Here is a 23,778-nt window from a genome sequence, read left to right on the forward strand (position 1 = left end):
CAGTATTCAGGAAGGATGGTATGACTGACGACTATCACAACGATGACACGGCAACCACCAGCCAGCGTACCCCTCCGCATTCGGTAGAGGCGGAGCAATCGGTACTGGGGGCCTTGATGCTGGATGAGCGCGCCTGGGAGTCGGTCAGTGAAACACTGCGGGACAACGACTTCTATCGCCATGATCATCGCTTGATTTTTCGTGCTATCCAGCATTTGTCTTCGGTTGAACAAGCCATTGATGTGGTGACGGTAGCAGAAGAACTGGAAGAGCGTGGCCAGCTGGAAAGCATCAAAGGTGGTTCTTATCTGGCCCGTTTGGTCGATATGACACCGTCGATCGAGAACTGCGATGCCTATGCCGAAATTGTTCGTGAGCGCTCGCAGCAGCGCCGCCTGATCGAAGCCGCCAGCGACATCATGCAAAAAGCCTACGAGCCAGGTGGGGATGAAACCCTGACCCTGATCTCGGATGCTGAAAAAGCCATTGCCGAAATCGCCGAAGGCAATCGCAAAGACGGTGGCCCTGAAAAAATTGCCCCGATTCTGAAAAACACCCTCGATCAACTCGATCAGATGTTCAACCAGCCCGATGGCCTGACCGGGCTGACCACCGGGTTTGATCACATTGACCAGCGCACCTCCGGTTTCCAGAAAGCCGATCTGGTGATTGTGGCCGCGCGGCCATCGATGGGGAAAACCACCTTTGCAATGAATCTGGTCGAAAATGCCTTGCTGGCCAGCAAGCGCCCTTGCCTGGTGTTCTCGATGGAAATGCCATCAGAATCGATTGTGATGCGGATGTTGTCGTCGATTGGCAAGATTGATCAGAGCCGGATTCGTAGCGGCAAGCTGATTGAAGAAGACTGGCCCAAGCTCTCCGCCGCTGTCACCATGTTGAAAGACTTGCCACTCTATATCGATGACACCGCCGCCCTGACACCGCAGGAGATGCGTGCCCGCGCTCGCAAGATTTACCGTGAAAGCGGCGATCTGGCCCTGATCATGGTGGATTATCTGCAGCTGATGCAGGTATCAGGAAAATCGGAAGGCCGTACCCAGGAAATTTCCGAAATCTCACGCTCACTCAAAGCCATTGCCAAGGAATTTGAATGCCCGGTGATTGCCTTGTCGCAGTTGAACCGCTCGCTGGAACAACGGCCGAACAAGCGCCCGGTGATGTCAGATCTGAGGGAATCCGGTGCGATCGAGCAGGATGCTGATATTATTCAGTTTATCTACCGCGACGAAGTCTATAACGAAGACACGCCGGAAAAAGGCGTGGCTGAAATTATTACCGGCAAACACCGTAACGGCCCTATTGGTACCGACCGCCTGGCCTTTATTGGCAAGTACACGCGGTTTGAAAATCTGGCCCATGGTTATGATGACTATGGGGATGAATAAAGCGGTGATTGACTGCAGATATTAATACCCGTCACAGCCCGGCAGCAACAGCGCCTGTGACACGTCACTCAGGAATATTGAATGAAATTTACCCCGACGCTGAAATTTAACGGCGGCCGCCTGCGGCCTCTGGAAGCGACAGACCGAGACGCACTGTTTGTGGTTTATCAACAGCCGGAATTACCTGGCCAGCGCCCGTTGGAGCAACCTGAGCAGCTGGATCGCATGATCGAACTCAGTGTGCAAATGGCCGCCACCCAGCGCGGCATGATGTGGGCAATCGAACTGGGTGATGACAACAGTGGTTATCAGTTGCTGGGGATGGCCAGTGCCTATGACTGGCAGCCATCCCTGTTGAAAGTGGCATTACGAATCGACGGTTTACCCCGTTTAACCATGGCTGACCGGGCGGCGGCATTGACTGCCTGTATAAACTTTATGGCGGAAAAATATCACCTGCGCAGCGTTGCGTATGCCTGGATTCAGGGACAAAGCGACGCCATTCCGGCAATGCTGGAAAGCATCGGTTTCCAGCGCTCCGTGGTGATGCGGGATGGTTGGCGTCTGGGGCAGGATGACTACTGTGACCAGACGCTTTATCACCATATTTTGCCAGCAACAACGGCGGAGGCACGGCTATGAACTGGAATCTGCAAGCGGGGCCTTTTGTAATCCGGTTACCGGTTATTGATCAGGATGGCGATGCCTTGTATGGCTTGCTCAAAGACCCTGATGCCAGTGCCCATATTCCCAAACCACCGATGTATGCATCGGTACAGTCACTGGATGAATTACGTCGAGCCTCGATGAAATTCAAAAGCCGTGAAGGGGCCTGCTGGCTGGTGGAGTGTCACAGCGGCGATGTCGATGCCCTGGCAGAACTGCTGGCGCGTGTCACACTGGACAGTATCAACTGGATGCTGAATAGCGCTCGGCTGCAGTGGGAAGTCAGCCCATCCGTTGAGGCTGACGAGCTGGAAACCATTATCGGCGCGATAGAGGCTTTTTGTTTTAATGAGCTGGGATTACATCGACTGGAAGTGGCGCTGTTACCTGGTTCGACCCGGCATGAAGCCTTTCTGGATCAGCTGGGTTATCAGTATGAAGGTTGCTTGCCAGCGCAGCTGGAATTTGACGAGCAATGGCGGGATCTGAACTTGTATGCCCGATTGGCAACTGATGCAATGGTTGAGGCACCAACACCGCTCTGATTGGGCGGTGAGACAACAGGGAGCGTGTTTTTGTCTTTCCGTTTTTATGAACAGAACCAATAAATGTTCCCAGATGGATGAATACATTGACTGACACTCCTAGCAATACGCTCGCTGATCGCCATTTCCTGGAACAATTACGTCACCAGATGTTGTCGTTCGCCCGTCTGCAGTTGAATGACGACCATCTCGCTGAAGATGCCGTGCAGGAAGCGCTGGCCGGTGCCCTGAAAAATGCCGATGCATTCAAACGCCAGGCGGCTTTAAAAACCTGGGTCTTTGCCATTCTCAAGAACAAAATCACCGATATCTTGCGGCAGAAGTATCGTTCGCAGGAACATATGCTGCCAGATGATGACGATGGCTGTAAGAATGGTGAGGAGTTGGACGACCAATTGTTTGACCATCGGGGGCACTGGCAAGCTGACGAACGCCCACAGCATTGGGGTGCCCCGCAGCGACTGGTTTATGAGCGGCAGTTCTGGCAAGTTTTTGATGCTTGCCTGAATCATTTGCCCGCACAGCAGGCTCGTGTCTTTATGATGCGGGAATTTCTCGAACTGAGCAGCAACGAAATCTGTTCTGCCCAGTCGGTCAGTGTCAGCAATTTGCACGTCTTGCTGTATCGGGCGCGGCTGCAGTTACGGGAATGCCTGGAAAATAACTGGTTCTCAGGGGCACAGGAGGCATAATCATGATGAATTGTCGTGAAGCAACACGGCTGATGTCGGAAGCACAAGAACGCAAGTTATCGTTGGGAGAAACGGCAGAGCTAAAAATTCATACGATGATCTGCGCTGGCTGTAAAAATTTTGGCCAGCAAATGCAATCATTACGCGGCATGATGCGTTCTTTTGCGCAGGGTGATGACCCGGAAGACAAGCCACCGGGTTGGCAGGGCCACAACAAAGACAACGAATAACGCCGTTCCAGCACTTCTTGTCAGAGGCCAAATGGTGTCGACAGCTTGATAACCCAATGAGGATTGGTACGCGCTGATCCTCTATTTATCAGACAGGAATTTTCATGAGTCTTATCGATATACTCTATCGTCCAGCCGACCGGGTCTTGCGATCGGCGCAACCACTGGATGGCCTTGCCCCTCTGTTGATGCGCCTCTATCTCGCTCCGGTCCTGATGCAGTCCGGCTGGGACAAAATGATGACATTTGATAAGACAGTCAGCTGGTTTGGCAATACAGGCTGGGGGCTGGGCCTGCCCATGCCGGAAGTGCTGGTCGCACTGGTATCGGGCTTTGAATTTTTTGGAGCCTGGCTATTGATTGTCGGCCTGGCCGTTCGCTGGATATCGATTCCGCTGATGTTAATCATGATAATGGCAGCGCTGTCAGTACATTGGCAGCACGGTTGGCTGGCCATTGCCGATGCTTCCAGCTGGTTGGCCAATGAGCGGATTATGGCATCGGCAGAACGGCTGGAAGCCGCTCGTACGATTCTGCAGGAACACGGACATTACGACTGGCTGACAGGTCGCGGTGCCTTTGCCATATTGAATAATGGCATCGAATTCGCTGCGACCTATTTTATCATGCTACTGAGCCTGTTTTTTACCGGTGGTGGCCGCTATCTGAGTATGGATTACTGGATTGCACGCCGTCATAACCTGTTGCGCTAACGACCGACCGAATAACCCTGGTTGTTATGATGACAGCGGTTATGGACAGAGGTATGGGCAAACACCGGATACCCCCATACACGGCCACGATAACAAACAACAAGGATCAGATCCGGTACGTCGCCCCGGTCATAACCCTGGACACGGCGCTCATGGCCATCTTGATAGGTAAGGGGAATTTGTGACCACCGGCTTCCAGAGCCGTGGTTGCGTGTCTGGCTTCGTCTTCCAGCATCTGTAACAACACCGCCTTGCTGCGTTCATCCTGCACTGGCAAGGCGCTGAGGTGAGACGTCAGGTGTTTGCATACCTGCTGCTCTGTTGCGGCAACAAATCCCAGACTGACCTTGTCACCGATCTTTCCTGCTGCGGCACCAATACCGAGGGACAAACCATAAAACAGTGGGTTGAGCAGGCTGGTATGGCCGTCCAGTTCCTTGATTCGGGCTTCACACCAGGCCAGGTGATCGATTTCTTCTGCCGCGGCTGTTTCCATTGCCTCACGCACATCAGCCAGCTTGGCAGTTAATGCCTGCCCCTGATACAAGGCCTGGGCGCAAACTTCACCGGTGTGATTAATACGCATCAAGGCGGCGGCATGCTGTCGTTCGGCGTCGGTCATCTCATGCTGCTCACGCTGCTGGGCCGGCGATGGACGTGACGCGGCCGCGGCTCCCGGTACCAGAGTACGCAGGGCCTGGTCGGCACTGGCAAGCAAACGGTCAGGCAAGGAATATTGGCGAGTGGTTGGCTGGCTCATAAAAAGTCTCTCCGCAATGCGGGTATGGCAGGCCATCCCCGGAAAACTGAATCTGCTGACAGTTTACGTTTTTCTGCGTTCTGATGCATGATTCGTATCATCGATATTCCTCCCCTTACTGACAGCCTGACAGAGAGAATCAAAGTATGCAGGATGTACACGACCTGGCCCTGATGCTGGAGCGCCATACGCCCATTCTGGTGATAGAAACCCACGAAGAACCACGGGCGCTGGATTTACTGACGCGGTTGGCGATCAAACGGGGTATGGCACTGCAACAGTGGACCCTGACCGATGGCTTGCGGCGACTGGGGTTTGGTGAAGACCCGGGACTGGAGCAGAGTGAAGTACCGGACCGGGCGCTGATGCATATCAAGCAGCAGCAGCAGGGGGGGATTTTTGTTTTTTGTGATTTGCACCCGTTTCTCTCTGAACCGGCAACGGTCCGCTTGCTGAAAGATATTGCCTTGCAGCATGCCAATGGTGGCAAGACACTGGTCTTGCTCAGTCATCGCCTCACCGTACCGGATGAGTTGATGCGACTGAGCGCACGCTTCCAGCTGCAATTGCCGAATGAGCAGCAACTGATGACCCTGGTGCAGGAAGAAGCGCGTCGTTATACCGCTCAAAGCGGGATGCGGGTCAAAACCGATGAAGCGACGCTGAAGCGGTTGGTTGCCAACCTCCGGGGCTTGACCTATTCCGATGCGCGGCGCTTGATTCGCGGGGCAATTGTGGATGACGGTGCGATTACGGCAGACGATGTGCCCGAAGTCAGCCGGGCCAAACTCCAGTTAATGGATATGGATGGCGTGATGGGGTTTGAGTACGACACCGCCCGCTTTGGCGATGTGGCCGGACTGGATACCATGAAACAATGGCTGCAACGACGGCAGCAGGCGTTCTTGCAAGCTGATGCCAATATGCGGCCCAAGGGAATGCTGCTGTTCGGGGTACAGGGCAGTGGTAAAAGTCTGGCGGCAAAAGCCGTGGCGGGGAGCTGGGGAGTGCCCTTGTTACGGCTTGATATGGGTGCCTTGTACAACAAGTTTTTTGGTGAAACCGAACGTAATTTGCGAGAGGCCCTGCAGCTGGCGGAGCTGATGTCACCATGTGTGGTCTGGATTGATGAAATCGAAAAAGCATTGGCGGGTGAAGGTGGCCAGGACAACGGCGTCAGCCAGCGTTTGCTGGGCACCTTGCTGACCTGGATGGCGGAGCGGCAACAACCGGTGTTTGTGGTCGCAACCGCCAACAATATTCATGCCTTGCCACCGGAGTTGATGCGTAAAGGCCGTCTGGATGAAATCTTTTTTGTCGACTTGCCCGATGCCGGTGTGCGAGAGGCAATTTTCCGCATTCATCTGGGCAAGCGGGGCCATGATGCCGATGCCGTTGATCTGGGATTGCTGGCAGCAGCAACAGAAGGTTTTTCTGGGGCTGAAATTGAGCAGGTGGTGGTGGCAGCCTGGTATGCCAGTTCGGAATCCGGAGTGGCCGACGGTGCCAGCTCCCGACATCAACCGCTGACCACTGCGCAATTGATCGATGCCGCCAATGCTACCCAGCCACTGTCGGTGACGATGGCGGAGCAATTACAGCATTTGCGCCGGTGGGCAACCGGGCGCTCTGTGCTGGCACATTAAGATTAAGTCTATCCAGTAAGTCTGTTCAGTCTTGTTGCGGGTGGTATTTCAGCTCCAGTAACGCCCGTTTCAAGCGTTCGCCACTGGCTGGCTTGGCCAGCAAGTGATAAATACCAACCGCATGTGCCTGCTTTCTGACGGAGCTGATACTGAGACCCGTCAGCATCAATACCCTGGGTTTGCGGGTAATGGCCGAGTCATCCTGAATACGTTGCATCAGCTCAAGACCATTCATGACCGGCATATCCTGGTCGATAATGGCAGCATCAAAAGCCTGCCCTGTGGCGGCCTGGTTGCGCAGCATCGCCAGTGCTTCCTTGCCACTGTAGGTGCTTTCCACTCGAATACCCCAGCGCCGCACCTGTTTTTCAATCACATTCCGCAGGGAGGCATTGTCATCAACAATCAGAACGCTCATGCCAATCAGGTTGTCGTCATGATCCCGATTTATCTGAGTCGGGGTATCTTCAGGTTCCATCGGCAGATACAGGGTGAGGGAAGCGGAGTGGTTGGACAGGCTTTCCATCTCCAGTGAGGCTTTCATAAAACGAATCAGATGCCAGCAGACACCCTGATCCCAGGGCGTGTGACTGCTGGCTTGGTTGGCATTGCTAAGCCGCTCCAGAATAATGCGCAAATCATCACGGTGAGTGATGGTGCCCTGGATCTGGATCTGGATTGATACACCATAGATCTGGCTGCGGTTATTCAGCTGTGGACTCAAGTGGGTACGGATTTCCCCCAGCTCTGTGTACGCCAGCAACTGGGAATAGAGGTTGTGCAGCAAGGTATGCAGATGATTACGGTCACCTATCAACCGGGCTGGTAGATCATCGGCCTGGTCTACCATCAGCTCAATCTGTTTGCGATTGGCTCCCAGCTGGAGGTGTTCCAGAATCTTGTTGGTGAGTGCTACCAGATCAAACGGGCGCTGATCCAGCTCCAGATATTCATCCTGAATCTTGGCCAGTACGGAAATTTCATTGGTGATATGCAGCATTTCCTGGCCAGCTTGAGTAATGGTTTCGGTGAAATCCCGCTGGACGTCTGTCAGCGGGGAGTCGGATAGCAGTTCATTCATACCGAGCACGCCGTTGATGGGGGTGCGCAGTTTGTGTGCAATCTGCGACAGAATCTCTGGGTGAATAACACCACCACGATTGGGATACTCGAGAAATTGATCACTCTGGCGGGTGATGCACAGTACCGCCATCACCATGCAGGCGGTCATGATGGACGGCAGCCACAGCGCTATCCATTGGCTGACCGAATCGAGTTCGAGCAGATTGTGATTGATCAGCAGGCCCAGTGAGATACCGATCAGGGTTATCAGGGTGCCGGCCAGCAGCCAGCGTTGTGCCGGCTTGTGATGGCTGCAGCCGGTACCCAGCAAGATTGCCAGCAGCAGCTGCAGCAGTGGTGCCAGGATTTCATTGTAGCTGTATGGCAAGAAAACCAGCAGGATGGCACTCGCTATCGAGCCAATGGCCATGGCTTTCAACAGCTGTCGCACCAATTGGGCATGAGGTCCTTTCCAGCCAAGGAAGTAGGCCGTGAGCACCTGACAGCTGATGGCCGTTCCGGTCATCAGGTCGGTGATGATATTGGATTGTTCAAGCTCAAGATCAAACAGCAAGCCGAGCTGACCGAGCCAGCTGGCAATAAAAATGGTAGAGGCCAGGCAGTAGCCCGACATGCACCAGGCCAGCCAGGAGTTTCGGGTTAATGCCATATTGATAAAATAAGCCGCTGTCGCCAGCAGCCAGCCAGCAACCAGGCCGATGGAGATCGATTGTGACTGCTCGTTCTGCAAAAAATATTGTGGCGTCAGTAGACGGATATCGGTGTTCAGCAGGCTGTTACCGGAGATGGATAATAAATAGCTGCTGGTCGACATGGCGGGCAGTGTCAACAAAAACGGGTGTGCTTGCTGATAACTGCCGGACGACTCGGTAAAACCCTGGATAAACTGGATATTATCGCGATCACTGATATCAAACATCGACACTGTGGGAATGTGATTATTGGAGAGTGCCAGGATGGCCTGCTTTTCAGACGGAAACGGGTTGTACAGACTGATACGTAGCCAGAATGTAGAGCGGCTGGTACCAAAGTGCAGATGCTCGGCATGACTGGGCGTAAAGCGCAGTTGCACCGATTGACTGAGGACATCGTGAATACCCAGCAAGGAATCCGGGTCTTCCAGAATAGAAGCGTAACTGCTGATGGAGTGATTAAAATCCCCCTCAGGGATCAATACCGGACTGCTGGCCCAGCTGCTGTGATTGTAGCTGAGCAGCAGCAGACAAAGCAGCTGTACCAACCAGGATAAATCAAGTCGCCTTGTTGCCATATCAGTCATGGGGGTACCTTGGAGTCTGGCAGTGCAAGCAATGCCCTGCCAGACGGTGATAACGGTGTGGCGGTTGATATTACCACGGCCGTATCACCATTGATTATTACGTTCGGGGGAGTTTGCCGGAATTTTATTGCTGCTCGCGGGCAATGGCACGATAGCCAATATCGGTACGGTAAAACATATCTTGCCAGCTGACTTGCTGCGCCAGCTGATAAGCGGCCTGCTGGGCCTCACTCACGGTATTGCCCAACGCCGTGGCGCAAAGTACGCGGCCACCAGCGGTCAATACATCGCCATTATCCGCTGTTTTGGTACCGGCATGGAACACCTTGCTGGTGTGACTGTTGTCGGCAGGCAAGGAGATGACATCGCCTTTGCGGTAGTCCGCCGGATAGCCGCCAGCCGCCAGTACAACACCGAGGGCCGGGCGTTCATCCCAGTCGGCAATTTCCGTGTCCAGCGTACCTTCCAGCGCTGCCAGACAATGGGCAACGATATCGGATTTCATCCGCAGCATGATTGGCTGGGTTTCCGGGTCACCAAAGCGGCAGTTGTATTCAATAACCTTGGGCGTTCCGTCGGCATCGATCATCAAACCAGCGTAGAGAAAACCGGTGTAATCATTGCCTTCAGCGGCCATGCCTTGCACGGTCGGGTAAATCACCTCGGACATAATGCGATCATGAATGGCCGGTGTTACCACAGGAGCAGGAGAGTAAGCGCCCATGCCGCCGGTGTTGGGGCCGGTATCGCCATTACCAACGCGTTTGTGATCCTGGCTGGTGGCCATGGTCAACACGTTTTTGCCATCCACCATAACGATAAAGGAGGCTTCTTCACCGCTGAGGAATTCTTCGATAACCACGCGGCAACCGGCATCACCAAAGGCATTGCCAGACAGCATGTCTTGCACGGCCTCTTCGGCCTGGGCCAGGGTTTCTGCCACAATCACGCCTTTACCTGCCGCCAGGCCATCGGCCTTGACTACAATTGGTGCGCCTTTTTCACGCAGATAAGCCAGTGCTGGCTCAAGCTCGGTGAAATTCTGGTATTCCGCGGTAGGAATCTGCTGGCGAGCCAGAAAATCCTTGGTAAACGCCTTGGAGCCTTCCAGCTGGGCAGCTCCGGCCGACGGGCCAAAGATTTTCAGACCGGCGGCCTGAAACCGGTTCACAATACCGCCAACCAGGGGCGCTTCCGGGCCAACAATGGTCAGGCCAATGGCGTTGGTTTCGGCAAACTGTTGCAGACCATCAAAATCCATCACATCGATGGCGACGTTGACCATATTGGCTTCGCGGGCGGTGCCTGCGTTACCGGGAGCGACAAACACCGTGTCGACCTGCGGAGATTGCAGGGCTTTCCAGGCCAGTGCGTGTTCGCGGCCACCGGAACCTATGATTAGTACTTTCATGATTATTCTCCGAACCGTCAGACGCCTGCTGGCAGGCGCCTGATCAGACTGTTTAGTGGCGGAAGTGACGCATTCCGGTAAAGACCATGGCAATACCGGCTTCGTCGGCCGCCGCAATGACTTCATCGTCGCGGATCGAACCGCCGGGCTGGATAATGGCCTTGATGCCATTGGCAGCAGCGTTATCGATGCCATCACGGAACGGGAAGAAGGCATCCGATGCCATTACGGCACCTTCGACAGCCAGACCGGCATGTTCTGCCTTGATCGCAGCAATCCGGGCAGAGTTCACACGGCTCATCTGACCGGCACCGACCCCAACGGTTTGACGCTGTTTGGCGTAAACAATGGCGTTGGATTTAACAAACTTGGCCACTTTCCAGGCAAATACCAGATCGTTGATTTCTGCTTCGGTCGGCGCTCGCCGGGTAACGACTTGCAGGTCGTCAGAGCGGATCATGCCGTGGTCGCGTTCCTGTACCAACAAACCACCGTTCACCCGTTTGAAATCGAGTGCCGGGGCACGTTCGGCAGGCCATTGGCCACAAACCAGCAAGCGTACGTTTTTCTTGGCTTCGATGACGGCTGCGGCAGCATCAGTGACCGCCGGAGCAATAATCACCTCAACAAACTGACGCTCGACAATAGCGGTTGCGGTGTCGGCATCCAGTTCACGGTTAAAGGCGATAATGCCGCCAAACGCGGACTCGGTGTCCGTGGCAAAGGCCAGATCGTAGGCTTTGCGGATGCCACCATCGGCTTCCGGTACCACGGCGACACCACAAGGGTTGGCGTGCTTGACGATGACACAGGCCGGCTTGGTGAACGACTTGACGCATTCCAGAGCGGCATCGGTATCGGCCACATTGTTGTACGACAGCGCTTTGCCCTGTATCTGTTTGGCGGTGGCGATAGAGGCTTCCTGGGGATCGGCTTCCACATAAAAAGCGGCTTGCTGGTGCGGGTTTTCGCCATAGCGCATGTCTTGCGCCTTGATAAACTGGCTGTTGAACGTTTGCGGGAAGTCCAGCCGTGTATCGACGCTGAGTTCATCTGCCGACTGGTCGATGGTGCCGAGGTAGTTGGCGATCATGCCGTCGTAAGCCGCGGTATGTTCGAAGGCTTTTAATGCCAGGCTGAAGCGGGTCTTGTAGCTCAGACCACCGGACTTGAGTTCGTCGAGGACACTGCTGTAATCGCTGCTATTCACCAGAATCGCGACGTGAGCGTGGTTCTTGGCGGCAGAGCGCACCATGGTCGGGCCACCGATATCGATGTTTTCAATGGCCAGTGGCAAGTCGCAATCCGGGCGGGCGACGGTTGCGGCAAACGGGTACAGATTGACAACCACCATATCGATGGTGTTGATACCATGCTCTGCCATTACCGCATCGTCCTGTCCCCGACGGCCGAGAATACCGCCGTGTACCTTGGGGTGCAGGGTCTTGACGCGACCGTCCATCATTTCAGGGAAACCGGTGTAATCGGAGACTTCTACTGCGGCTACTTGGTTATCACACAGCAGTTTGTAGGTACCACCGGTGGAGAGAATCTCTACTCCCAGCTCAACCAGAGACTGGGCAAATTCAACAATACCGGTTTTATCGGAAACGCTGATCAGGGCGCGGCGAACAGGCGTACTGCCTGACTGTGACGGAGCGGTCGGAGTGCTGTGGCTCATAGTATTCCTGGCAACAAGTTGGCTAACATTATTCGATATCTGAAAAACAAAAAGCGGCCTTGCAGCCGCTATGATCTGTTTGTATGCCGGTTAAAGCATGCCGTACTGCTTGAGTTTTTTACGCAGTGTGCCACGGTTCAGACCGAGCACAACGGATGCCTTGGTTTGGTTGTCGCGGGTATATTTCATTACCGTTTCGAGTAATGGAACTTCTACTTCTGACAAGACCATGTCGTAAATCCCGGCAACATCCTGGCCATCCAGTTGATCGAAATAGTTCTGTAACGCCTGTTCGACACTGTCGCGCAGGGTCTGGTTGGACGCCATTGGCGTTTCCAGTCGGATGTGCTGTTCTGCTGGTTCGGTCACTGTATCAACCTTCTTGATATAGGCTTGGGTATTCATGCGGCAATCTCCCTCGAGTTCCTGATCCCCAGGAAAAACTGACGAACGGCGTGTCCTTGTTCGTCAATGGAATCCAATTGGTTGAACTGGCGGCGAAAGTCTTCGCCACCGGGTTGTCTGGCGATATACCAGCCAACATGCTTGCGAGCGATACGCAGCCCGAGATAATCGCCATAAAAGGCGTACAGGGCTTGCAGGTGGGCTTGCAAGGTTTGATAAATTTCGTTTGGCGGTGGTGCTTCCGGTTCGGCTCCGGTGGCCAGAAACTGATTGATCTGCTGAAAGATCCAGGGGTTTCCCTGGGCGGCGCGACCAATCAACACACCGTCGGCACCGGTATAATGCATGACCTCAACCGCTTTTTGCGGTGTGGTGATATCACCATTGGCAAATACCGGAATCGATACCGATTGCTTGACTGCCCGTATGGTGTCGTACTCAACGGTATTCTTGTAGCCGCAGGCCCGGGTGCGGCCATGAACGGCCAGAGACTGAATGCCGAGTGCTTCTGCCATGCTGGCAATGACGTCGGCATTACGGTGTTCGGGTGCCCAGCCCGTCCGCATTTTCAGCGTGACGGGTACGTCGACGGCAGCAACAACGGCTTGTAGAATTTCACGCACCAGACCTTCGTCTTTCATCAGCGCTGAACCGGCGGCCTTGTTACACACCTTTTTGGCCGGGCAGCCCATATTGATATCGACAATATGAGCCCCTTGGGCCACAGCATAACGCGCACCTTCTGCCAGCGATTCGGGGTCTCCCCCGGCAATCTGGATAGCAATCGGCTCGGGTTCGCCACTGTGATCGAGCCGCTGTCGCGACTTGCGGGTCGCGCGCAGGTCGGGGTTGGCGGCGATCATTTCACCAACCACCAGGCCAGCTCCGAGACGTCGACACAGGCGTCGAAACGGAAGGTCAGTGACCCCCGCCATCGGTGCCAGCACGGCGGGGCTGGTTAGCGTGTATTTACCAATTGTGGGCATGGATAGCTATGGACTGATCAAAAAGTGTGCGGAAAAAAGTGGCGCTATCATACTCGGATGAATCCGTTGAATAAAGGCCACTTTGCCAACAAATATGGCATTTTTCTTACAGCCTGTGGTTATTCCGGAATTACTGATTGTCTACCAGTTGTACCGCGTAGCTGACGGCATTTTGACCAGGGTCAAGAATCTCCAGGGCAATATGTACTGGTGTTCTGCCGGGCATGCTGTGTTGCCCTGCTACCTCTCCGGCCAGATATTCGGCGGGGGTGAATTGGCGACTGGCAATAACGTTTTCATTCAGGTCGCGGAAAATCAGTACCAGATCCGGGAACGGCTGCTCAAATTCCGAGTTGTTCAGCAGCAGAGTATCGACAATCAGGGCGTTGGCAATGGTCGGGTGAGTACGTACCACCAGGTTGCGGGTCGACATGGTGCGGACATCCTGAACATGGGGTAACTGACAGCCAAGTACGGAACAGATGGTTTGATACAGAGGGCGTGTGCCAGGGCTTCTTGACCACTGGTCAAAGTTGAAATACAGCACTTGCCCAGCCAGCAGTACCAGTAACACCATGGCGGCAATCAGCCAGCCGGTTTCTGCCCGTTTTTGCTTGTCGGTATCGAGCTGTAAGGGTGTTGCATGGATATTGCCAGCCAATTCCTGATGGCGTGACGGTTGTCCGAAACCGGGTGGCAAGCTGTTTCCGGGCGTGTCATGGTCGTTTGAGTCCGCGGGCTGTACCGGGGCCAGTTCAAAGCTGATGGCCGGTTTGCTCTGGTTGAGCGTGCTGCTGGCGGTGGTTGTAGTGGCAGCCGCAGCCGCTGCCACGTTGGGCGCTGGGGGACGTTGACGTGGCGCTGCCTTGCTGGTGTCAGACAAACCCAGTTCGCGAGTAATTTCTGCTGGTGGCTCGCTGTTGTCGTCGTCACTCAGTAACGCTCTGGCCCAGGCTTCGTCATCGTCCTCATCAGTATCGTCTTCTTCTTCGATTTCTTCTTGCAGGCTGACATCGTAGCTCAGCGGGGAGGTGCCCATGATATCGAGATCGATCAGCGAGTCGTCAATATCAAGACTGGAGCTGGGTGCCGGACGGTCGAGGTATTCGGGTTCCCGCAGACCAAGATCAGCAAAGGGGTCATCGGCAATAGCGTCGTTATCATCCGGTTGATCCATGTCGTCGTGGATCAGCAGGTCATCGTCATCGTCATCGTCTGGCTGTTCGTTCTCAGGCTGGCTGTTGTGTTGCTCATCCGGTTGATGGCTGGGCTGTGCATGGCTTTGACTTTCCAGAGTGATTGAGTTGTCGAAACCGTCGAGCTTATCGGTATCAAGAAATTCCAGACCGTCGTCCTGGTTTTCCTGGTCATTACTGGCGCTGCCAAACAGGCTGTCGAGCAATTCGTCGGTGGAGACTTCTTGCTGGGACTCGAGGTTGATGGAACCCAATGCATCGGTGTCACTGGCTGCGGGTGTCGGAGTAGCCGCAGGGGTGGATGAGGTGTCACCAGAAGGAGTGACTGTCGCTTTGGATGTGTTCGGTCTGTCTTTACCGGGTTTGGCGGCGGCCGCTGCCATCGCGGCAGCCGCTGCCGCTCCGGCGATGGTCTGGTCAGTCCGTGGTCTGGCGGTGTTGGTTGCTGCTGTTTTGGGGGCTGATACGTTGGGTGTGCCGGTGTTGGGTTTGGTTGATTTGAGAGCGTCTTCATCGGTCGGGCTGACCAGATGGTTCTGGGCGTTGAAAATCTGCAGGCAAGAGCCACAGCGGACATTGCCTTTGGCGATCGTGAGGTGTTCGTCGCGGACGCGAAAACTGGTTTGGCAATGTGGGCAGCGAGTCACATGCGTGGCCATGATGAATCCTCAGGGTTATTCCGGTTGTTCAAAACAGTAAATGCGCCAATGGCGAATGCCGGGATGCTTTGGCCACTTGATACCCTATGGTGTGTATCAAGTGGCTGCTACAAGGCAGGCGATCGGATGGGCGCGTGAGCTCCGTGCTCCTGGTCGGCACTGCCAAACGGACTCAGCAAGCGGCGGCCTATCCCTGGCGACGGGTGCCAGAGATAATAACCCAATCTTCTTGTTGCTTTGGTGTATCCATCACAAACCACTCGTTATAACGCTGAATAACCTCGTCTGCCTGCTGTGAGAGCAGGCCGGACAGCGCTAATTTACCACCGGCGCGTGTTAATTGGGCCAGAACCGGTGCCAGTTCGTTTAATGGCCCGGCCAGAATATTGGCCACGGTGACATCTGCCTGAATCGCAGGTGCTTGCGGTGGCAAGTACACCTCAAAGCGCTCTGGCGCTATATCATTACGTTGGGCGTTGTCGCGGGTAGCGGTCAGTGCCTGGGGGTCGATATCGATACCCACCATCGAACTGGCTCCCAGCAGGAGTGCCGCCATACCCAGAATGCCGCTGCCACAACCAAAGTCGACCACCAGTTCATTCCCCTGGATCTGTTCATCCAGATAGCGCAAGCACAGGGCGGTGGTTGGGTGGGTGCCGGTGCCGAAGGCAAGGCCGGGGTCGAGCATCAGATTAACGGCATCTGGCTGGGGTGGCTTGCACCAGCTTGGACAGACCCACAGTCGTGGGCCAAATTGCATGGGTTTATAGGTATCCATCCAGGCTCGGACCCAGTCCTTGTCTTCGACCTGCTCCCACAACAAGTCAACCGGGCCACTGCCGCCTTCTGCAGCAAACATCAGCGGAAATTGTTCCACTACGGCATCGGTATGGGTCTCGGCATCAAACAGACCGATAATCTGGGTGTCGTCCCATATCGGCGTCGTGCCCAGTTCAGGCTCCAGAATCGGTTGGTCGGCATTGTCTTGCAGAGTCACTGACAAGGCTCCCAGAGCCAGCAGGGCGTTTTCACAGGCTTCTACTTGTGCTGCCTTGGCTTGAATGCGCAGTTGAACCCATTGACTCATGATCTGTCTCCGATGCTGGGCCGGGGAGTCATCAGGAAATACGTTAACCCGGACTCACGGCAAAGCGCGGAGTGTGCCGAAAATATCCACAAGCGTCCAGTGGAGCGGCAAGGCCGGGGCGGCATCACGCTGTACCGGTGAGGCTGACTTCAGCCTGTGACATTTTGTCGCTGTATGCCGTGATGGCGGTCACCAGCAGCCCTTGGTTTGCTTGTTATACTCGCCAGCTTATCAATAAAGACTATCAATAAAGACAACCAAGGATACCGTTATGATTCGTTGCCGCCAGGTGCGCCCGTTATCGACTCACAGCCAGCCTCTTTCTATCGCCCAGCGCGGCGTCAATCCGCTGCGCTGGGCCAGTCTGGCACTGGTATTGGCTGCCACCAGTCTGACTGTACAGGCAGATGGCAAGCACGACGACAAGGGCCATGATATGAGTCATATGAAGGGTATGGAAAGCGTGGAGCATAGCGCCGGTGGCAAGCTGGACATCAGTCATGCCACGGTACGCGCCCCCATTCCAGGACGGGCCATGAGCGCCGCGTTCATGACGTTGACCAACAAGAGTGCCAAACCGGATCGTTTGGTGAGTGCCAAATCCAGCTGGACTGACCATATCGAAATACACACACACATCCATGAAGACGGGGTGATGAAAATGCGTCAGATTAATGGGTTGGATATTCCTGCTGGACGTGTGGTTACCCTGAAACCCGGTGGTTTGCATCTGATGTTGTTTGGGCTGAAGCAACCCTTGCCTGCCGCTATTGGAGGATCGTTACCGTTGACGCTGTGTTTTGAGCATACAGGTTGCCAAAATATCAGCGCCAAGTTGGTGGATATGCGTCAATAACAGCGCCAGGCCAATAGTCGCTGCTGGCTGGGTTCTGCCTGGCCAGCGCTTCGTCTGCAGGCCGTGATTCACTGCGGTGTATTAATACAATTCGTCCGACATCAAATCATTCTCATCCTGACTGCCGGGAATCCGATGGGATTCACTGGCCCACTCTCCCAGGTCAATCAGCTGGCACCGCTCACAACAAAATGGCCGGAATCGGCTGGCGGCTGTCCAGGGAACAGATTTCTGGCAGGTCGGACATTCAACCGCCAGCACGGCATCGTTGGCGGCAGAATGGCTGGTGGTCGGTGTGGCGGTGGGGGAATTGCTCATGCTGGATGCCTCGTCTGGCGAATCAATGGTCGTTGTCCTGTGATGTTTAAGAGGGTCGTACCGAAGACGCAAACGACAGATAGCCTTGATGCAGCTGGTCGAGTTGCTGCTGCAGGTCTGTCAGCGGGCCAGAATTATCGATAATGTCATCCGCCCGTTGTAATCGCTCATTCCGGCTGATCTGCGCTTTGATGATACGGCGGATCTGTTCTTCGGAATTGTCATCACGCTGGCTGGCGCGTTGCAGCTGCAGGGATTCTGGCAGGTCAATCACCAGGGTACGATGCACCAGCGCCTGCTGGCCACTCTCGAATAACAAGGGTGATGCCAGAACGGCATAAGGACCCGCCGCCTGCGCCAGTTGTTGCAGCGTGTGCTGGCGTATGACGGGGTGAGTCTGTTGCTCCAGCCAGTGGCGCTCTTGTGGATGTTCGAAGATCCGGCTGCGTAACCAGGCGCGATTCAGTTGCTGGTCGGGCTGCAGTACCTCGTCACCAAAGTGTGCCACAATCGCCTGCCAGGCCGGTTGGCCGGGTTCAACAACCTGACGGGCGACCTGGTCAGAATCAACCACATGGATGCCTTTATTGGCAAGATAGTCCGAAGCGGCGGTTTTGCCACAACCGATACCACCCGTAATGCCCAATACCCAGTTCAATGGCATGGCTCCTGTCTGTCGTTTCATCGGGAATCAGTGCATACCGCCCAGGTACCAATGAATCAGGTCATTCCCCCACAAGGCCGCAATCCAGCCAGCCATGGCCAGATAGGGGCCAAACGGGATAGGCAGGTTTTTGTCGCGGCCAAGAATAATCACCCCGGCAATGCCAACTACTGCGCCCACGGCGGACGACAGTAAAATAATCAGCAGGATACTTTGGTAGCCCAACCAGGCTCCCAGTGCTGCCAGTAGTTTGAAATCACCAAAACCCATGCCTTCTTTGCCGGTGACCAGCTTGAACAGCCAGAACACCGACCAGAGGCTGAGATAACCAATGGCAGCTCCCCATACCGCAGAGTTCAGATCGGTAAACAGCCCCTGGGTATTCACCAGCAAGCCCAGCCAGAGTAATCCCAGTGTCAGCGTATCGGGCAGGATCTGATGGTCAATATCAATTACCGACATGGTAATCAGCAGCCAGGTAAACACCAGCATGGCGGCCAGCTGCCAGCCCCAGGGAAAGGCGATGATCAGCGTCAGGCTGAATAGCGCAGTGACCAGTTCAACGATGGGGTAGCGCCAGCCAATCGGGTTGGCACAGCCAGCGCAGCGGCCCTTTAACAGGAAAAAGCTGAGAAGCGGAATATTCTGCCAGGCCTTGACGGGCGTTTGGCACTTGGGGCAATGGGAATGAGGCGTTACCAGGTTATACGGTTTGTCCAGATCATCCAGTGCCGGGTGAGCTGGCAGCTGGTCGATATCCTGGCATTCCAGCTTCCAGGCCCGGAACATCATGATTGGCAAGCGCAGAATAACCACATTCATAAAACTGCCGAGTAATAACCCCAGCACACCAATAAACAGAACCTGCAGCAGCCAGTGACTGCCGATCAGGGCAAACAGTTGTGATAGATTTTCCATGGTTACATGACCGATCCCATTTGGAAAATCGGCAAGTACATGGCGATAATCAAACCACCAATAACCACCCCGAGGAATGCCATAATCATCGGCTCCATCATGGCGGTCAGGCCATCGACCGACTCATCCACCTCGGTTTCATAATATTCGGCAGCTTTATCCAGCATGGCATCCAGGGCACCGGATTCTTCACCGATACTGGTCATCTGTACCACCATATTCGGGAATACACCGGTAGAACGCATGGCAAAGTGCATTTGCTGGCCGGTAGCCACTTCCTGGCGCACTTCCAGTACCGCATCCCGGTAGAGTTTGTTACCCACGGCACCGGCAACGGATTCCAGTGCCTCAACCAGTGGTACACCGGCGGCAAAGGTGGTTGATAATACCCGGGCAAAACGAGCCACTGCGGCCTTGTGCATGATATCGCCAAAGACAGGTAGTTTCAGAGTCAGATAATCCATCTGGTCGCGGAACGTCTGGGAGGTTCTCATCATATGCTTGAATGCGGTAACCAGAGCCATAATCACCCCCAGGGTGTACAGCCAATAGGCTTGCATAACCTCAGACAAAAAGACGACAAACTGGGTGGGAGCCGGTAACTCAGCGCCGAAGTTTTTAAACATGGCATCAAAGGTTGGCACCACCTTGATCAGCAGAATCGCGGTAACAATAGCCGCGATCACTACCACAGTAATGGGATACCCCATGGCTTTTTTGATTTTGGACTTCAGTGCTTCGGATTTCTCTTTGTAGATAGCCACCTTGTCGAGCATGGTTTCCAGCGCACCGGATTGCTCACCGGATTCCACCAGGTTGCAGGTCAGCTCATCAAAATACTGGGGATGCTCTTTCAGTGCCGAGGCAAAATCATTACCGGCGGATACGGTATCACGCAGCTTCAGGATCAGGTCTTTCATATTGGGGTTATCGACCCCATCGGAGACAATCTCGAATGACTGTACCAGTGGTACCCCGGCCTTGATCATGGTGGCCATTTGGCGGGTAAAAAAGCTGATGTCAGCTGTTTTGATTTTTTTGCCTTTGGCAGCACCGCCACCGAGGCCAAATAACGGTTGGGGTGCGCGCTTGACCTTGCCGGGCTGAATACCCTGCTTGCGCAGCTGGGCCTTGACCACGGCCAGATTCTGGCCGGACAGGGAACCATTTATTTTCTGGCCGCGTTTGTTGACGCCTTCCCAGACAAAATCAATACTCTTTGCTTGCTTGGCCATAACTGCTGGAACGCCTCTGCAAAATCATTTGGCTACCAAAGATAGCAGCCGCTGGTTAGTCTGTTGTCACTCGATTGGCTTCTTCAAGGCTGGTAACACCTTGGGCGACCTTTTGTAGGGCAGATGTGCGTAAGTCGTTAAAGCCTTCCTGGCGGGCAACATCAGCAATTTCAATCGAGTTGCCTCCCTCCATGATAATACGAGACAAGGCATCGGTTATTTTAACCACTTCGTAAATTCCGACACGACCTTTATAGCCGTGCTTGCATTGATCACAGCCAACGGGCTGATAAATTTCTGCGTTTTCGAGCATTTCTTCGGTAAAGCCGGTTTCAAGCAGGGCTTCCCTGGGGATATCGGCTGGTATCTTACAGGACTTGCATAGCCGTCGTGCCAACCGCTGGGCAATAATCAGGGAAACCGAGGTGGCAATGTTGAATGATGGCACCCCCATATTGGCCAGACGGGTGATGGTTTCCGGGGCATTGTTGGTGTGCAGGGTTGATAACACCAGGTGACCAGTCTGTGCTGCCTTGATGGCGATCTGGGCAGTTTCCAGGTCCCGGATTTCCCCTACCATGATGACATCCGGGTCCTGACGCAAGAAAGAGCGTAACGCGGCAGCAAAGTCGAGGCCGACCTTGGCACTGACGTTACACTGGTTAACCCCTTCCAAGTTGATTTCGGCAGGGTCTTCCGCGGTTGAAATATTGGTGCCTTCAACGTTAAGGATATTCAGGCCGGTATACAGTGATACGGTTTTGCCAGAGCCGGTAGGGCCTGTCACCAGAATCATCCCCTGGGGTTTCGACAGGGCGTGCATATACAGCTCTTTCTGTAACGGCTCATAACCCAACATATCGATACCCAGCTGGGCTGACGAGGGGTCGAGAATCCGTAACACGATTTTTTCGCCAAACAGGGTCGGCAGCGTATTAACGCGGAAATCAATGGCCTTGCTTTTGGAAAGCCGCATCTTGATACGGCCATCCTGGGGAACCCGTCGCTCGGAAATATCCATCTGTGACATCACCTTGAGCCGGGCAGCAATCTTGCCGGTCAGTGTGACTGGTGGACTGGCGACTTCGTGTAATATGCCATCGGTGCGGTAACGTACCCGATAACGTTTTTCATAGGGTTCAAAGTGAATATCGGACGAGCCCATCTTGATAGCATCGAGCAGCATTTTGTTTACAAAACGCACGATCGGGGCGTCGTCTTCTCCAGAAGATGTCGCCGTTTCCTGGGCCTTGTCGGCAGCGTCCGGGTCTTCCAGATCGACGTCATCCAGTTCAGCATCAAGATCGCCCATACTGGAGTCATTGGCTGCGGCGATTTTTTCAATCAAGCGGTGTAATACATCATGCTCAACAATCACAGGTTCAACCGTCATGCCGGTGCTGAACTTGATCTCATCGATGGCCTGGATTTGAGAGGGGTCACTCTGGGCAACAAACAGGCGCGTGCCTCTGACCATTAACGGGATAACACGGTATTTGGCTATCAGTTCGCCGCTCAGCAGTTCCTGTGGCATCACTTCCAGGTCGTAAGCATCCAGAGACATAACCGGCAAGCCAAACTCTTCTGCGGTCACCGTGGCCAGTATTGAGGTAGAGAGCTTGCCCGAATCCGCGACGGTGGCGATAAAACCGGTCTTCTTCTCGCGAGCATCAAGCAGCAATTCTTCTGCTTGTTCTCGTGAGAGCAGGTTGTGTTCAACCAGTCGTTTCGAAATGCCAGTCAGAACGGCCATGTCATTGATACTCTTTAAAAAACCTTGTTGCAACATATCAAAGCCATACGTTCTGTACCAGTATCAGGATATGAAAGACAACGACTGGTAAACAGTTTTAATTCATTCGTGGCAGATATTTATATTCCAGCGTACCGGCAATGGCTGACCAGCTGATTTGGCCTGCAGAACTCCGGTCTGGCTTGATGGAATAGGTCTTGCCCGCAATATCAACGGGAACACCATCGGCAACCGAACCAAATTGGGCGGTGAGCAGACCGTTGGCACCGATTGTAACGGATTCCACATTGCTGGCACCGTGGTCTTCTGGCACATCGGAGATACCAAAGTGCGTGGTGAGCGCCGCGGCGGTGGTGGGCAGGGCCGAAAAACGGGAGGCGTATTCGGTGACTTGTAATTGTAATGGCCGCAGCACATGCAGGGAGCGAGTGGCTTCGGTGCGCAGGATATATTCGTTGTATTGGGGGATGGCGACTGCGGCGAGAATGCCAATAATCGCGATAACAATCATCAACTCAATCAGGGTAAAACCAGCGGCGATTGTTTTCATATAAATTCCTGACGTTGATAGAGGGTTTACGTGTGATGAAAGTCTCATAAACTCAAGCGTAGCCTATAAAAAAGCCCGCCGAAGCGGGCCTTTGACTGCTCAGGTGTTTTAGTTCACACGTGGCAGGTATTTGGCGTCGAGAGAGTCAACAGCAGAAGCCCAGGTAACAGAACCGTTAGCAGAAGCACGGGTAGGTGTCAGAGTATAGGCGTCCCCAGCGATATCGGCTGGAACACCGGCAGTTGTTGCGCCAAAAGTAATGGTCAGTACGCCTTTGCTACCCACTGCAATTGAGGCAACATTACCAGCTGCGTGCTCGGTAGCAGTACAAGACACACCAGTGTAAGCAGTCAGTGCAGCGCAGTCAGCAGGCAGTGCAGAGTAACGTGCGGCGTATTCACTAACTGACAACTGCAGTGGGCGTGCAGCCGACAGGGAGTTGGTGGCTTCAGTACGCAGGATATAATCCTGATACTGAGGAATCGCCACAGCGGCCAAAATACCGATGATCGCAATTACGATCATCAATTCAATCAGGGTAAAACCTTTTTGCATCGTTTTCATGGAAGTCTCCACTCTCAAAATTTTAGGGTTGTGCAATATTACACGTGTTATGCGATGACTATTATGAGGGGTTTTGCCATGGGAAACATCCCAAAACATCCCAACACTTCGTTGTCGAAGCACTTGGTGAGTTCGGGAAATTGAAGAGGGGGTCTTCCCGGACTCAAGCCACTGGCTTCTGTGCGTCTATCACTGGATACGCATACATAGAATATCAAGCTAATATCGTGCCAAGTATATTTTGGCTAAAATAAACAGGTTTATGTGATCTGGTTCGCTAAACCACCGGTGGGCGTTGATTGAATCGCCTGCCTTGCAGAAAAGCGGGGTATCCAGTTGAGTACAATGTGACAAATATTGTCACTCGGGTATGTGGTTGTCAGATATATCTGGCCATATTGGCGGTAGTGACTTTTGTGGTCTTGATGTGTGGGCCTGATGGATACCGTCAAAGGATACGGACAGGGCCGGTTTG

General features: G+C 54.1%; 23 protein-coding genes. 8 read left to right on the forward strand and 15 right to left on the reverse strand.

Features of this window, described 5'->3' with window-relative positions:
- The first annotated feature begins 20 nt into the window (after positions 1 to 20).
- From dnaB to Q4551_RS03245, 6 genes are all read left to right on the forward strand, one after another.
- The gene (gene dnaB / locus Q4551_RS03220; protein WP_303431770.1) at positions 21 to 1,406 is read left to right on the forward strand and encodes a replicative DNA helicase; all 1,386 of its coding nucleotides are present in this window, start codon (positions 21 to 23) and stop codon (positions 1,404 to 1,406) included.
- An 81-nt stretch (positions 1,407 to 1,487) separates the two neighbouring features.
- On the forward strand, positions 1,488 to 2,048 hold the full coding sequence (locus tag Q4551_RS03225; RefSeq protein WP_303431771.1) for a GNAT family N-acetyltransferase: 561 nt from the start codon (positions 1,488 to 1,490) through the stop codon (positions 2,046 to 2,048).
- Positions 2,045 to 2,617 (forward strand): GNAT family N-acetyltransferase, encoded by a 573-nt coding sequence (locus Q4551_RS03230; protein ID WP_303431772.1) that lies wholly within the window; start codon positions 2,045 to 2,047, stop codon positions 2,615 to 2,617. The genes Q4551_RS03225 and Q4551_RS03230 overlap by 4 nt, the downstream gene beginning before the upstream one ends.
- A gap of 86 nt (positions 2,618 to 2,703) precedes the next feature.
- Positions 2,704 to 3,309: an RNA polymerase factor sigma-70 gene (locus Q4551_RS03235; protein WP_303431773.1), complete on the forward strand. Its 606-nt coding sequence runs from the start codon at positions 2,704 to 2,706 to the stop codon at positions 3,307 to 3,309.
- 2 nt (positions 3,310 to 3,311) lie between these two features.
- Positions 3,312 to 3,539 (forward strand): zf-HC2 domain-containing protein, encoded by a 228-nt coding sequence (locus tag Q4551_RS03240; protein WP_303431774.1) that lies wholly within the window; start codon positions 3,312 to 3,314, stop codon positions 3,537 to 3,539.
- 104 nt (positions 3,540 to 3,643) lie between these two features.
- Positions 3,644 to 4,252, forward strand: a complete 609-nt coding sequence (locus Q4551_RS03245; protein ID WP_303431775.1) for a DoxX family protein — start codon at positions 3,644 to 3,646, stop codon at positions 4,250 to 4,252.
- 106 nt (positions 4,253 to 4,358) lie between these two features.
- Here Q4551_RS03245 and coq7 read toward each other — a convergent pair whose 3' ends face one another.
- Complete coding sequence (gene coq7, locus Q4551_RS03250; protein WP_303431776.1) at positions 4,359 to 5,012, reverse strand: 2-polyprenyl-3-methyl-6-methoxy-1,4-benzoquinone monooxygenase; 654 nt, start codon at positions 5,010 to 5,012, stop codon at positions 4,359 to 4,361.
- Positions 5,013 to 5,158: 146 nt separating this feature from the next.
- On the opposite strand from coq7, the gene Q4551_RS03255 reads away from it, so the two are divergent.
- The gene (locus tag Q4551_RS03255) at positions 5,159 to 6,658 is read left to right on the forward strand and encodes an AAA family ATPase (protein WP_303431777.1); all 1,500 of its coding nucleotides are present in this window, start codon (positions 5,159 to 5,161) and stop codon (positions 6,656 to 6,658) included.
- 25 nt (positions 6,659 to 6,683) lie between these two features.
- Here the strand turns inward: Q4551_RS03255 and Q4551_RS03260 are convergent, their stop codons facing one another.
- The 7 genes from Q4551_RS03260 to prmA all read right to left on the reverse strand — a co-directional run bounded on the left by Q4551_RS03260 (position 6,684) and on the right by prmA (position 16,445).
- The gene (locus tag Q4551_RS03260; protein WP_303431778.1) at positions 6,684 to 9,020 is read right to left on the reverse strand and encodes a response regulator; all 2,337 of its coding nucleotides are present in this window, start codon (positions 9,018 to 9,020) and stop codon (positions 6,684 to 6,686) included.
- A gap of 124 nt (positions 9,021 to 9,144) precedes the next feature.
- On the reverse strand, positions 9,145 to 10,431 hold the full coding sequence (gene purD / locus Q4551_RS03265; protein ID WP_303431779.1) for a phosphoribosylamine--glycine ligase: 1,287 nt from the start codon (positions 10,429 to 10,431) through the stop codon (positions 9,145 to 9,147).
- Between the two features lie 52 nt (positions 10,432 to 10,483).
- A complete protein-coding gene (purH, locus tag Q4551_RS03270; RefSeq protein WP_303431780.1) occupies positions 10,484 to 12,112 on the reverse strand; it encodes a bifunctional phosphoribosylaminoimidazolecarboxamide formyltransferase/IMP cyclohydrolase in 1,629 nt (542 codons plus the stop codon).
- Between the two features lie 90 nt (positions 12,113 to 12,202).
- Positions 12,203 to 12,439, reverse strand: a complete 237-nt coding sequence (gene fis, locus Q4551_RS03275; RefSeq protein WP_303431905.1) for a DNA-binding transcriptional regulator Fis — start codon at positions 12,437 to 12,439, stop codon at positions 12,203 to 12,205.
- Between the two features lie 74 nt (positions 12,440 to 12,513).
- The gene (dusB, locus tag Q4551_RS03280; RefSeq protein WP_303431781.1) at positions 12,514 to 13,503 is read right to left on the reverse strand and encodes a tRNA dihydrouridine synthase DusB; all 990 of its coding nucleotides are present in this window, start codon (positions 13,501 to 13,503) and stop codon (positions 12,514 to 12,516) included.
- Positions 13,504 to 13,633: 130 nt separating this feature from the next.
- A complete protein-coding gene (locus tag Q4551_RS03285) occupies positions 13,634 to 15,358 on the reverse strand; it encodes a DUF3426 domain-containing protein (RefSeq protein ID WP_303431782.1) in 1,725 nt (574 codons plus the stop codon).
- Between the two features lie 187 nt (positions 15,359 to 15,545).
- Positions 15,546 to 16,445, reverse strand: coding sequence for a 50S ribosomal protein L11 methyltransferase (prmA, locus tag Q4551_RS03290; protein WP_303431783.1), 900 nt, complete (start codon positions 16,443 to 16,445; stop codon positions 15,546 to 15,548).
- A gap of 271 nt (positions 16,446 to 16,716) precedes the next feature.
- On the opposite strand from prmA, the gene Q4551_RS03295 reads away from it, so the two are divergent.
- The gene (locus Q4551_RS03295; RefSeq protein ID WP_303431784.1) at positions 16,717 to 17,301 is read left to right on the forward strand and encodes a copper chaperone PCu(A)C; all 585 of its coding nucleotides are present in this window, start codon (positions 16,717 to 16,719) and stop codon (positions 17,299 to 17,301) included.
- Positions 17,302 to 17,382: 81 nt separating this feature from the next.
- On the opposite strand, the gene yacG is transcribed toward Q4551_RS03295, so the two are convergent.
- From yacG to Q4551_RS03330, 7 genes are all read right to left on the reverse strand, one after another.
- On the reverse strand, positions 17,383 to 17,619 hold the full coding sequence (yacG, locus tag Q4551_RS03300; RefSeq protein ID WP_303431785.1) for a DNA gyrase inhibitor YacG: 237 nt from the start codon (positions 17,617 to 17,619) through the stop codon (positions 17,383 to 17,385).
- A gap of 46 nt (positions 17,620 to 17,665) precedes the next feature.
- Positions 17,666 to 18,304, reverse strand: a complete 639-nt coding sequence (gene coaE / locus Q4551_RS03305; RefSeq protein WP_368501360.1) for a dephospho-CoA kinase — start codon at positions 18,302 to 18,304, stop codon at positions 17,666 to 17,668.
- A 6-nt stretch (positions 18,305 to 18,310) separates the two neighbouring features.
- On the reverse strand, positions 18,311 to 19,201 hold the full coding sequence (locus Q4551_RS03310; protein WP_303431786.1) for an A24 family peptidase: 891 nt from the start codon (positions 19,199 to 19,201) through the stop codon (positions 18,311 to 18,313).
- Between the two features lie 2 nt (positions 19,202 to 19,203).
- Positions 19,204 to 20,436, reverse strand: a complete 1,233-nt coding sequence (locus tag Q4551_RS03315; protein WP_303431787.1) for a type II secretion system F family protein — start codon at positions 20,434 to 20,436, stop codon at positions 19,204 to 19,206.
- Positions 20,437 to 20,491: 55 nt separating this feature from the next.
- Positions 20,492 to 22,189, reverse strand: coding sequence for a type IV-A pilus assembly ATPase PilB (gene pilB, locus Q4551_RS03320; protein ID WP_303431788.1), 1,698 nt, complete (start codon positions 22,187 to 22,189; stop codon positions 20,492 to 20,494).
- Positions 22,190 to 22,286: 97 nt separating this feature from the next.
- Positions 22,287 to 22,739, reverse strand: a complete 453-nt coding sequence (locus tag Q4551_RS03325) for a pilin (RefSeq protein WP_303431789.1) — start codon at positions 22,737 to 22,739, stop codon at positions 22,287 to 22,289.
- A gap of 108 nt (positions 22,740 to 22,847) precedes the next feature.
- The gene (locus tag Q4551_RS03330; RefSeq protein WP_303431790.1) at positions 22,848 to 23,303 is read right to left on the reverse strand and encodes a pilin; all 456 of its coding nucleotides are present in this window, start codon (positions 23,301 to 23,303) and stop codon (positions 22,848 to 22,850) included.
- Between the last annotated feature and the right edge of the window lie 475 nt (positions 23,304 to 23,778).

This window comes from Oceanobacter sp. 5_MG-2023 (assembly GCF_030548165.1).
Classification (GTDB): domain Bacteria; phylum Pseudomonadota; class Gammaproteobacteria; order Pseudomonadales; family Oceanobacteraceae; genus Oceanobacter.

Bases quoted from the DNA above. Each gene is read 5' to 3' on its own strand.
- dnaB (WP_303431770.1), top strand. From the start codon at position 21: ATGACTGACGACTATCACAACGATGACACGGCAACCACCAGCCAGCGT.
- Q4551_RS03225 (WP_303431771.1), top strand. From the start codon at position 1,488: ATGAAATTTACCCCGACGCTGAAATTTAACGGCGGCCGCCTGCGGCCT.
- Q4551_RS03230 (WP_303431772.1), top strand. From the start codon at position 2,045: ATGAACTGGAATCTGCAAGCGGGGCCTTTTGTAATCCGGTTACCGGTT.
- Q4551_RS03240 (WP_303431774.1), top strand. From the start codon at position 3,312: ATGATGAATTGTCGTGAAGCAACACGGCTGATGTCGGAAGCACAAGAA.
- Q4551_RS03245 (WP_303431775.1), top strand. From the start codon at position 3,644: ATGAGTCTTATCGATATACTCTATCGTCCAGCCGACCGGGTCTTGCGA.
- coq7 (WP_303431776.1), bottom strand. From the start codon at position 5,012: ATGAGCCAGCCAACCACTCGCCAATATTCCTTGCCTGACCGTTTGCTT.
- Q4551_RS03255 (WP_303431777.1), top strand. From the start codon at position 5,159: ATGCAGGATGTACACGACCTGGCCCTGATGCTGGAGCGCCATACGCCC.
- Q4551_RS03260 (WP_303431778.1), bottom strand. From the start codon at position 9,020: ATGACTGATATGGCAACAAGGCGACTTGATTTATCCTGGTTGGTACAG.
- purD (WP_303431779.1), bottom strand. From the start codon at position 10,431: ATGAAAGTACTAATCATAGGTTCCGGTGGCCGCGAACACGCACTGGCC.
- purH (WP_303431780.1), bottom strand. From the start codon at position 12,112: ATGAGCCACAGCACTCCGACCGCTCCGTCACAGTCAGGCAGTACGCCT.
- fis (WP_303431905.1), bottom strand. From the start codon at position 12,439: ATGGCGTCCAACCAGACCCTGCGCGACAGTGTCGAACAGGCGTTACAG.
- dusB (WP_303431781.1), bottom strand. From the start codon at position 13,503: ATGCCCACAATTGGTAAATACACGCTAACCAGCCCCGCCGTGCTGGCA.
- Q4551_RS03285 (WP_303431782.1), bottom strand. From the start codon at position 15,358: ATGGCCACGCATGTGACTCGCTGCCCACATTGCCAAACCAGTTTTCGC.
- prmA (WP_303431783.1), bottom strand. From the start codon at position 16,445: ATGAGTCAATGGGTTCAACTGCGCATTCAAGCCAAGGCAGCACAAGTA.
- Q4551_RS03295 (WP_303431784.1), top strand. From the start codon at position 16,717: ATGATTCGTTGCCGCCAGGTGCGCCCGTTATCGACTCACAGCCAGCCT.
- yacG (WP_303431785.1), bottom strand. From the start codon at position 17,619: ATGAGCAATTCCCCCACCGCCACACCGACCACCAGCCATTCTGCCGCC.
- coaE (WP_368501360.1), bottom strand. From the start codon at position 18,304: ATGAAACGACAGACAGGAGCCATGCCATTGAACTGGGTATTGGGCATT.
- Q4551_RS03310 (WP_303431786.1), bottom strand. From the start codon at position 19,201: ATGGAAAATCTATCACAACTGTTTGCCCTGATCGGCAGTCACTGGCTG.
- Q4551_RS03315 (WP_303431787.1), bottom strand. From the start codon at position 20,436: ATGGCCAAGCAAGCAAAGAGTATTGATTTTGTCTGGGAAGGCGTCAAC.
- pilB (WP_303431788.1), bottom strand. From the start codon at position 22,189: ATGGCCGTTCTGACTGGCATTTCGAAACGACTGGTTGAACACAACCTG.
- Q4551_RS03325 (WP_303431789.1), bottom strand. From the start codon at position 22,739: ATGAAAACAATCGCCGCTGGTTTTACCCTGATTGAGTTGATGATTGTT.
- Q4551_RS03330 (WP_303431790.1), bottom strand. From the start codon at position 23,303: ATGAAAACGATGCAAAAAGGTTTTACCCTGATTGAATTGATGATCGTA.